The sequence below is a fragment of the Haloarchaeobius marinus genome (genome assembly GCF_051207415.1).
Classification (GTDB): domain Archaea; phylum Halobacteriota; class Halobacteria; order Halobacteriales; family Natrialbaceae; genus Haloarchaeobius.
Genome location: NZ_JBPKGD010000013.1, coordinates 1 through 1,221 on the forward strand (window position 1 = coordinate 1; position 1,221 = coordinate 1,221).

The 1,221-nt window shown below is 67.2% G+C and carries 1 protein-coding gene; it reads right to left on the reverse strand.

The annotated features are described in order from the left end of the window. On the reverse strand, positions 1-1,221 hold a 1,221-nt coding region (locus ACSC1W_RS20875; protein ID WP_435349774.1), incomplete at both ends, for a M24 family metallopeptidase.

Genomic DNA, 1,221 nt, shown 5'->3' on the forward strand with positions numbered 1-1,221 from the left:
GGTGATTTCGTCGACGGGCCACTGGCTGAGGAGTTCGACGCCGTTTTCGCGGACGACGACCATCTCTTCGACGCGGACGCCCTGGGTGTCGGCGGGTTCCATCGTCTCGACGGCCATGGTCATGCCTTCCTCGATTTCGATGGGGTGGTCGGGGGAGAGGCCGCGCCAGATGAGCGGGACCTCGTACAGTTGGAGGCCGAGGCCGTGGGCCCAGTGGTTGGTGGTCAGCTGCCAGTGGTCGGTGGCGCCGTACCAGTCGGCGTGTTCGCCCGCCATGTCGGGGAAGCCCTGGCAGATGTCGTCGGTGGTGGCGCCGGGTTCGATGCGTTCGAGGACGTCGTAGAGGTTGTCGCGGGCGGTCTCGTAGGCGTCTTGCTGGGCCTGCGTGGGGTCACCCATGCTGAAGGTGCGGTAGTAACACGAGCGGTAGCCGAGGTAGCCGACGTTGTACATGTCGGCGTAGACGATGTCGCCGGGCCGTATCAGGCGGTCGGTGGTGTTGGCCTGGTGTTTCGGCCACGTGTTGGGCCCACTGGTGAGGTAGCCGCCGCCGACGAAGGCGCCGTGGCGCCAGAGTTCGCGGGTGACGTCGCCCCAGACTTCGGATTCGCGCTTGCCGGGGCGGGCGGTTTCGACGACCTGCTGGAAGCCGGCCTCGCAGATGGCCGCGACCTGACGGAGGCACTCGATCTCGTCTCTGGTCTTGATCTTGCGGGCGTCGTGCATGAGGTCGACGCACTCCTTGGTGCGGACCTCCACACCGTTGTTTTCGAAGGCGGCGACGAGGCCCTGGTTGCCGACGTCCAGGCCCATGGGTTCTTTCTCGACGCCGTACTCGGTCATCGCCTCGTAGACGAGGTCGGCCATCTTCTGTGTGAGCCAGTCGCGGGCGGAGTCGCGGCCCGACGCGCGGGGGACGTTGCCGAGGCCGGGGCAGGCGTAGCGGATGTCGTCGAGCCACGGACAGTTGAAGCGCTGGTTGGAGGCGTGGTCGGCGGTGTCCCAGTGGACGACGTCGCCGTCTTCGGTGAGGAGGGTGTAGTGGTCGGCGCCGGAGCCGCCGGTCATGGCGAGGCCGGTGACGTAGCGGATGTTCGGGTCGGAGACGAGCAGCATCGAGCCCAGCCCGGAGTCTTCGAGGCGCGAGAGCGCCTTCTCGTAGCGCTCTTCGCGCAGTCGCTTGACGTCGATGCGCTCCTCCCAGTCCACCGCCTGGGTACC